This is a genomic window from Streptomyces sp. MspMP-M5 (assembly GCF_000373585.1).
Classification (GTDB): Bacteria; Actinomycetota; Actinomycetes; order Streptomycetales; family Streptomycetaceae; genus Streptomyces.
Genome location: NZ_KB891928.1, coordinates 21,776 through 28,408 on the forward strand (window position 1 = coordinate 21,776; position 6,633 = coordinate 28,408).

At 65.2% G+C, this 6,633-nt stretch carries 7 protein-coding genes and 2 pseudogenes; 8 read left to right on the forward strand and 1 reads right to left on the reverse strand.

Translation table 11 applies throughout. From position 1 onward, the window contains the following. The first annotated feature begins 46 nt into the window (after positions 1-46). The 6 genes and pseudogenes from B073_RS0131935 (at position 47) to B073_RS0131960 (ending at position 3,754) form a co-directional block, all read left to right on the forward strand. Positions 47-658, forward strand: a complete 612-nt coding sequence (locus B073_RS0131935) for a peroxiredoxin family protein (protein ID WP_018542148.1) — start codon at positions 47-49, stop codon at positions 656-658. Positions 659-784: 126 nt separating this feature from the next. Continuing rightward, the gene (locus B073_RS0131940) at positions 785-1,276 is read left to right on the forward strand and encodes a hypothetical protein (protein ID WP_018542149.1); all 492 of its coding nucleotides are present in this window, start codon (positions 785-787) and stop codon (positions 1,274-1,276) included. Between the two features lie 284 nt (positions 1,277-1,560). Next, a complete protein-coding gene (locus B073_RS0131945) occupies positions 1,561-2,235 on the forward strand; it encodes a class I SAM-dependent DNA methyltransferase (protein ID WP_018542150.1) in 675 nt (224 codons plus the stop codon). 35 nt (positions 2,236-2,270) lie between these two features. Continuing rightward, positions 2,271-2,486, forward strand: a pseudogene (locus B073_RS49450) (IS630 family transposase); the annotation flags it as partial. Between the two features lie 27 nt (positions 2,487-2,513). After that, positions 2,514-2,828, forward strand: a complete 315-nt coding sequence (locus tag B073_RS41860) for a DUF317 domain-containing protein (RefSeq protein WP_018542152.1) — start codon at positions 2,514-2,516, stop codon at positions 2,826-2,828. 227 nt (positions 2,829-3,055) lie between these two features. Beyond that, a complete protein-coding gene (locus B073_RS0131960; RefSeq protein WP_018542153.1) occupies positions 3,056-3,754 on the forward strand; it encodes an HAD family hydrolase in 699 nt (232 codons plus the stop codon). Positions 3,755-3,921: 167 nt separating this feature from the next. On the opposite strand, the gene B073_RS0131965 is transcribed toward B073_RS0131960, so the two are convergent. Continuing rightward, a complete protein-coding gene (locus tag B073_RS0131965) occupies positions 3,922-4,950 on the reverse strand; it encodes a hypothetical protein (protein ID WP_234025221.1) in 1,029 nt (342 codons plus the stop codon). A gap of 319 nt (positions 4,951-5,269) precedes the next feature. On the opposite strand from B073_RS0131965, the gene B073_RS0131970 reads away from it, so the two are divergent. Then, on the forward strand, positions 5,270-6,124 hold the full coding sequence (locus tag B073_RS0131970) for a class I SAM-dependent methyltransferase (protein ID WP_037813392.1): 855 nt from the start codon (positions 5,270-5,272) through the stop codon (positions 6,122-6,124). A gap of 263 nt (positions 6,125-6,387) precedes the next feature. Next, positions 6,388-6,633, forward strand: a pseudogene (locus B073_RS0131975) (hypothetical protein); the annotation flags it as partial.

Consider the following 6,633-nt stretch of genomic DNA (forward strand, 5'->3'; position numbering starts at 1 on the left):
AGGCCATAGAGAATTCGGCGTGAATCGAATCCGGAGGTGATGTGTGATGTCCACGGGGTTGCTGCTGTCGTATCTGGCGCTGTGGCTGTTGGTTGTCTTCCAGGGGCTGGTGCTGCTGGGACTCACTCGCGCCGTCCACAAACCCCCGCAGACGGGCGCCGCGTCCGTCCCACCCAACGGATCCCCTTCTCCTGCCCCCGGGATGCGGACCGGCCGGCCAATGCCGGATTTCTCCGCCGTGGATCTGTCCGGGCAGACGGTCGGCAGTGGCGATTTTGCCGGGCAACGCCGGGTCATGTTGTTCACCAAGCCCGGATGCCTGCCCTGTTCGTCCGCGCTCGACCGGCTGGATGCCCTGGCCGCCGAGGCCGGCGGCGAAGTGATCGTGGTCTGCGCGGCCGAGCGCGAACCGTGCCGGCGCCTCGCCGAGCAGCGCGGGCTGCGAACGCGGGTGCTCCTTGACCCCAACACCACGCTGACGACGTTGTTCGGTGTGACCGCCACCCCGACCGCGGTATTCGTCGCCGCCGACGACATTGTCGGGAATTACCGGTACCTCGGCAGTGCCGAGGAGCTGACCCAGATCCAGTCGCTGTTGCAGCAGATGGTCCGGTTGGCGCCACCACCCGGGCCGCCCTCAGCCACAACCGAAGCGTGATGACTCCGGCGGTCATCGTGATGAGTCGACCGCCGGGAGCGGGGACCCGAAGTACCGAGGAAAGGAGAGGCAGGCCGAGAACGACGTATCGAGCAAACACCTACACCTCAAGAAGAGGACAGAAAAATGGAGAAGTTGACTGAAGACATCGAAGTGGCAGGACTGACCCTGAACGTGTTCTGCGGGCCGGCCACCGCCAACACCAACTACAAGGGTGGTGGGGTAACCGCAGTGCCTGGGATCGTTCCCTTCGACGACGCGGCAAGCTACGACGTCTGCGTCGTCGACACGGGAATCGGCGTCACCCGGACCTCGGACAGCGGAAACCTCACCACCAGCTGCAACTCGGTCACCGCCATCAACGCCACAGGCACCGTCGAGTACGTGGGCACAACCGACACGTCCACCTACAAACTCGACACCATCACCGCGGTCAGTCTCTTCGGACAGCGGGGAGGGCTCGCATGTGGCACCGTCACAGGCGGCAAGTTCAAGGGTGCGAACGTCTGTGAGCTCTTCATCCGCGCAAGCGACCAGATACTGAACTGCGCCATCCCTGGAGGATCCATCACGCGGTCCAGCGGCGCGAACTACCTCCTCATCTACAGCACAGGGTAGGTAGGCGCCACCATTCACTGTCGGCGTGGTGAGCGGCCGATCACCACGCCGACACGGAAGCTGTAGACGAGTGCCGACGTACGCATCGGTGCAGGTCGGCGGGGTGCCGGTCGCACGTGAGCGGCCACCGCGACGGAGCGGGCCCTTCTGCCGTCGACCGCCTAACGCATACACCTCGGGCTGCCAATCCCCCGCGTTCACCCGTACCGTGCTCTCCCGCCACATGGAGCGCAACATCAACAACTTCCACGCCAAGTGCACGAGCGAGCTGGGAGCGTGTCCGAGTGAACGATAACCAGGACGTCATCGGCCAGAACGTCGTCAGTCACGACGTCGTCGCCGGGTCCCACCGGCTCGACGGCACTACCGAGCAGCTGACGACGTACTACGGCTCCTGGGCCGCGACATACGACCGGGACGTGCACAACGTCCGCTATCAAGGCCCCCACGTCATCACCGACCTCTTCGCCTCCGTGGTGCCGCGGCACCTTTCCGGCTGCGGCGGACTCACCGCCCTGGACGCCGGTTGCGGCACCGGGCTGGTGGGACAGCTGCTGGACGAGCGCAGTGTGACGGCCCTGGACGGGATCGACCTCAACCACGACATGATCTCCCTCGCCGCCAAGACCAACGCCTACCGCATCCTCGCCAGCGGCGTGGACCTCAACCTCGGCCTGCGCGAGATCGCCGAGGACACCTACGACGTCACCGTATGCTGCGGCGTGTTCACCCCAGGTCATGTGCGGCCCGCCGCCGTCGACGGGCTGATACGGGTGACCCGCCCCGACGGCCTGGTCCTCCTGAGCACCCGCAGGCGCTACCTCGACGAGACCGACTTCGAGCAGCACCTGGGCACGCTGGTCGACGACGGCCGGGTGAGCATTCTCGAATGCCACGCCGACCGGCCGTACACGGCGGATGAGCCCGCGCAGTACCGGATCCTGACCGTCCGGAAGTAACCCGAAGCACCCAAGGGGCCTGGTGGCGCCGCTCGCCGCCAGGCCCTCCGGGTCGACAGCCCACCGGGCTTCTCAAGAGGCACCTGGCCGACTTCGCCGCCGCCGACCTCGCACACCTCACCCGCGTGATCAAGCGCAAGCTGAAGAAGATCCGGTATCGGCCCCACCTGATCGACGGCTGCCTCCCACCCACCAGCCTGACCATGGATCACGACGCGATCAAAGCACCGGACATCACGAGTTCAACCTGAGTAACTTCACCCGGATTCGTCACGACAGTGGAGGCCCTGCGGCTGCACTCCTGGAAGCTGGGCCCCGGCCAGCCGGGGCAGGTGATCGACCAGTTCACGGACGCTGACTTCAAGGGTGTCGTGGACGACCGGGCGGATGTCCACATCAACTCCCGGGAAGGACGGCTCTACCTCGGCTGGTTCCCTATGGGCCGGCCCGGCGGCGACGGCGAGGGCTCGGTGATCGCTGTCACTGGCACCGCGAAGCTCCCCGGGTACCGGATGTCCTTCGACACGGAGACCCCAGCGGAGATCATCGCTGCTGCCGTCGCCCAGGTCCTGGCCACATCTCGCCCTCTATGACCTCCCTACCGCGCCCTGCGTTCCGTACATGACGCATTACCCTTCCTCCGCCGCTGGGTGTTTTGTCCGCCCGCTACAGCTTGGAGAACGCCTTGGAGTCGCACCCGCGTGAGATGACCGTCGGCGAACTCGTCGACCGCCTGTCAGCCTGCGACCGCGACGCACCCGCCCGCCAGCAACGATGCAGGCCATCGGCTGCCTGCTGATCACTGTGCTATTCAGGGGCAATGACCGTTCTCAACGCATCCGGCAGGCCGTTTGACGCGGTGTTGTGCGACCTCGACAACGTGATCCGCTTCTATGACATGACCCATGTGGCCAAGCTGGAACGGGTGGCCGGTCTGGCCGAGGGGACAACTGCGCGGGTGGCGTATGCGCCGGAGGCGGACCTGCCACTGCTTCTTGGCAAGATCAGCAAGGAAGAGTGGGTTGACTCCATCGTGCTGGGGCTGGCGGGGGAGGTCTCGCAGTTGCAGGCCCGTGAGCTCGGAACAGCCCTCGCCGAGGCGCCCTTCTGGGCTGACGACGTGGTCGTCACCATGCTTCGTCGGGTCCGGGAACACATGCCGCTTGTCCTGGTCACCAACGCAACCCTTGAGCTGGAGAGCGATCTTGAATCGTTGGGGCTGTCGGATTTCGCGGATCACGTGGTCAGCAGCGCCCGGGTGGGCGTGGTCAAGCCCGACCGCGAGATCTATGAAATCGCCGCCGAGCAAGCGGAGATCGCCATGGAGCGGTGCCTCTTCGTAGATGACCGTCTGGAGAACGTCGAGGCCGCAGTCGCGCTGGGGATGACGGGGGTGCATTACCGCGGGCCTGAAGACCTCCAGAAAGTGTTGGGTTTCGTGCTCGACGTTGAGGTTGCACGAGCTCAGCGTGTTTCAGGGCCCGCCGACCGTCAGGTCGGCGGGCCCTTGGATCGGTGACGGTCAGCTGACGTTGTCCGCGTAACTCGCCGGCGGCCACACGGACCGAAGTGGGGAGAATGCTGCGCAATTCCCGTAGGGCATGTGTTGATCACATCGCGAGGCTATGCCCCCCTGGGAGCGCTCGGTCACTCACGCGGGTCTGAGTAGCCGCACTCGTGCACGTGTCATGCCGGGGGATTCTGCAGCCAGTCTGATTCGGTGGTCCAGAAGATGTGGCGCGCACCGAGGTAGTCATGGGCGAAGTCCGTGAACCGTTCGCGGGTGAACGGCTTACCGGTCTTGGGGTCCTTGGCGCGGATGTCGGGTTCCTGGACGGCCATCGCGACAAGGGGAAGGGCATCCTTGTATTCGTGGAGGAACTTGTAGGAGTTCTCCATCTGGTACTTCCGGTCCGGCAGGGTGTCCGGTCCTCCGATGCCGATCTTCTTGTCCCTGGCGAGGTCGAACATCTCCTTCATGCGCTTGTGGTCGTCGTCATCCGGCAGGAAGTTGATGTACTGGATGAACTGCGTCTTGGTGAAGACCTTCTTGCCGTAGCGCATGTTGTCGATCTCGGCATCGATGTAGGACTTCGAGGTGTACTTGGTCTGATCCTTCTTGGTGTCCACCTCGACCGCGGTCTCCGGAAGGTTCACGCCGGCGAGCTTGCCGTCGAACTTCTCCGCCATCGCCTTCAGCATGGCCTGGAAGTCTGCTCGCACCTCTTTGTTCCACTGCGCGGCCATGGCCCCATGGGTGGTGGGGTTGTCAGGGTTCTCATCAACCGTCGGCGCGACCCCGCCCTCGTCCTTCACGTATTGAGGAACGTTGGCGTCCTTCATGGCTACATCGAAGAACCGATCCTGAACCTGGACGAACAGTTCCTTATGGCGTTCCTGGAGATACTTCAGGGCATTTTCCAGCCGCGACCACTTGTACTCCCCCTTCTTCCCTTCAAGGGCCTTCCAGGGCACCACCACCTGTACGCCGCCGATGTCCGTACGGTCGATCATGGCCTTGACCTTCGGGTCCTCGCCGGACGTGGCATCCTCGAATGCGCCGAGCGACATGTACAGGTTGTCCGTCACCTTGCCGTGGGACACCGAGGCGGCGGCCTTGTCGGGGGCGGGAGCCGCGGTGGCCACTCCAACGGTGGCCGTCAAGGCCGCGGCCGTGAGGACAACAGATCCGACTGCACCACGTTGCATCATCATGAACGAGACGCTAAGGGAACGTTCTAAGTGAAAGATAAGAGCGTCCGTCGTCACTCCCGGTGTCGGCACCCACCGCCACCGCCACCGAATCTGACGCGCCGTCACAAACTGGCGGTCTTCTCGCGTATCACCTAACGGTGAGGGCACCACTTGCCCGCAGCCGGACGCTGGGCTCACCACCGTCTGCAAGTTCGTCCCGATTTCCGGCCGCTCCGTCTCGCCGGCCAGCCCTGGCGCCGCAGCCAGGATGGATCTGTAGAGTTGACGGTCACCCACGTCGCCGCTCTTACGTGTCATGGGGAGGGCTAAGCTGGCTGTCATGCGCTCCGGAGTCCCCAGTCGCACCGCTTGGTCCGCGGCCACCCATCGCGCGGCTCACCAAGTCATAGAGGGCGGCCGTGTTTTCACCGATCCGCTGGCGATCCGCCTGCTCGGTGAGAGCGCGGCCGACATCGCGCGTGAAGCGCGCGCACATCCCGAGCGGCGCTTGATGCGGCTGTTCATCGCAGCACGCAGTCGGTTCGCCGAGGACGCGCTGGACGCCGCCGTTGCCGCAGGGGTTCGCCAACTCGTCGTGTTGGGTGCGGGATTGGACACCTTTGCCTACCGGAACCCGCACAGCGCCATGGGCCTGACCGTGTTCGAGGTGGATCATCCGTCGACCCAGGCATGGAAGCGCGAACGGCTGGCGGCTGCCGGGATCGACCCGCCACCGTCGCTGACGTTCGTGCCGGTGGACTTCGCACAGCGGACTCTCACCGATGGTTTGCGGGCCGCGGGGTTCGATCCGCACCGCCCGTCCTTCTTCAGCTGGCTCGGCGTGGTCCCGTACCTCACTCGGGAGAACGTGTTCGCTACCCTCCGTTCCGTGGCGGAACTGCCCGGCGGTGCCGAGATCGTGTTCGACTACGGCGACCCGCCCAGCGCCCTACCGCCTGACGAGCGCGCCGCACATGACGTCAGGGCGGCCCGTGTCGCTGCACTGGGAGAACCGTGGCTGACCTACTTCGACGCCGACCAACTGGCGGCGGACCTCAGAGATACCGGCTTCACCACGGTCGAGGACCTGGGCCGGAGTGCCTTGGCCGCCCGCTATTTCGGGGCCCCGGCCAACACGCCACGGCAGCCGGGAGCCCACGTCGTCCGCGCCGTAAGCTCCACCAGGCAACGGTGAAGCAAAGCGGCTTCCCACGGATGCCCGGAACACGCAGCCTGTCACTCGTGGAGGTACCGCTGCGTCTCATGCCATGACTGTGCCTGCGTTGCCATCATGGCGCTTGGGTTTGGACAACCAGGCCGTTCGCCCTCCGGGATCGAGCCGCCCAGCCTGCCGAGGAGCTGACCTTCGGCATACCACTGAGGCGGCGGCTGCTGTTGGGTGTGGATTCTTTCAAGGGAAAGGTTGAGTCGACGGAACGCTGACGGGGGGTGTCTCCGGTGCTGCACGTCTCTACCGTGGCGGTGGAGGAGGGCTGGCGGATGGGTTCGTTGTTCGAGGAGTTGGAGGCCCGTGAGTCGGCCGCCCGGGAGTCGGGGGGGGAGCTTGAGGCCGAACTCGCCGATTTGACGGAGCGGTTGGAGGGGGCTCGGGAGAGGCTGGAGCGGTTGCGGATCGCCCGAGAGACGGTCGCCGAGGTGATGGCCGAGATGTCGGCGGGTGCGTCGAAGGCGCCGCAGGAGGAA